The 1,567-nt window shown below is 72.7% G+C and carries 2 protein-coding genes; both read right to left on the reverse strand.

Translation table 11 applies throughout. The features are described 5' to 3' along the window. Positions 1-34: 34 nt before the first annotated feature. Positions 35-712 (reverse strand): RDD family protein, encoded by a 678-nt coding sequence (locus STRTUCAR8_RS03910; RefSeq protein ID WP_006374122.1) that lies wholly within the window; start codon positions 710-712, stop codon positions 35-37. Between the two features lie 144 nt (positions 713-856). Beyond that, positions 857-1,567, reverse strand: a 711-nt coding sequence (locus tag STRTUCAR8_RS03915) for an RDD family protein (protein ID WP_044471596.1), incomplete at its 5' end; no start/stop codon positions are given.

A 1,567-nucleotide genomic window follows, 5' to 3' on the forward strand; every position in this document is an offset into this window, starting at 1 on the left:
ACCGCCGTTGCCGTTTCCGGCGCCCGGCACACGCTCAACCGGTGCTGACCACCACCGTCTTGGCCGCCTTGTCGTGCAGGCCCTGCTTGTACGGCTTGTCGAAGAAGCTCCAGCCACCCGAGATCGCCGTCCAGATGCAGGCGCAGCAGAAGGCGAACGGGATCCACAGCACGAGCGACCGGACGAGCGCGCTCTGCACGGAGGGCGTGGCGCCGTTGTCGAGGTTGGCCACCCGGAGGTGGAGCCACTTCTTGCCGAGGGTCTGCCCGGTCCGGGAGATCAGGATCGTGTCGTACGCGATGTAGAGCACGGCGGCGATGGCCGACTGGCCGATCGAGCGGCCGTACTCGATCTTGTCGCCGTCGACGTCGTACTCGTTGACGTTGAAGCCCCAGGTGAGCAGCCAGACGACGACACCGACGAGGATCATGTCGATGAGCCGCGCGAGCACCCGCCGGCCGCCGTCGGCGAGCGGGGGCATACCCGAGAGGGGGTCGGCGGCCCCGCCGTAGGGATCACCGCCGCCACCTCCGTACGGCGCGCCACCTCCGCCGTACGGCGCACCGCCGCCCCCGTACGGCGAGCCGCCGCCGGAGGGGCCTGAGCCGCCGTAGGGATCGCCTGCGCCGTACGACGGAGGCGGGGGCTGCTTCCTGAACGGGTCGTCGTCCGGTGGCTGCTGACCGGCGCCGGGGGGCGGTTCGCTGCTCATGGCCCGAGTGGACCGCGAACCGCCCGGCTCCGCATCCGGCGAGCGGCCGTCCGGGGTACGGGATCCGGTGAGGCGTACGTCGTACCGGGCCGACCCGCGTCGGACGTACTGCCAGCGCTCAGCCGGCCGTACGGTCGTCCGTGCTCAGCCCGCCACGAAGGTGTGCGCCGCCTTGTCGTGCCAGCACTGGTGCCACGGGCGGTCGAACAGGCACCACAGGACGCCCACGACACCGATACCGAGCAGCCCCGGGACGCCGTAGACGAGCCAGCGGCGCAGGGCCGCGCCGAACGACGGGGGTTCGTGGCCCTCGATGTCCCGGACCTCGAGACCGAGCAGCTTCTTGCCGAGCGTGCGGCCCCACTTCGCGGTGGGCCACGCCTCGGTCAGGACGCCGGCCAGCAGCAGTACGGCCAGCACGATGCCCAGGTACAGCCCGGTCGTGCCGTCCAGCAGCCATACGGTCACGGTCTCGCCGGAGAGCTTGGCCGCGTCGACCTTCTCGGTGATGTGGTCGACGGCCATGGTGCTCATCGGTACGGCGGCCACGGCGGTGAGGGCGCCGAGCACGAGGGTGTCCACGAAGCGGGCGACCAGCCGCTTGCCGAGGTTCGCCGGACGGGCCGAGGCCTGTCGTCGGGCGGCGGCCTGGAACACGTCCTCGACGGGCGGCTTCCAGGGCGCGAGGCGCTGTTCACCGCCCTCGTCGGATCCGCCCGGGCGGGGTGCCTGCATGGCCCAGGAGGGCTGGCCACCGCCGACGCCGTGGGCCATCGGCGGGCCGGTGCCCGGAGAGTTCTGCTGGGGGACGGCCGGGGTCGCGGGCAGCAGGGCGGGGTTGGCGCCCTGGGCCGC

The organism is Streptomyces turgidiscabies Car8, from assembly GCF_000331005.1.
GTDB lineage: Bacteria > Actinomycetota > Actinomycetes > Streptomycetales > Streptomycetaceae > Streptomyces > Streptomyces turgidiscabies.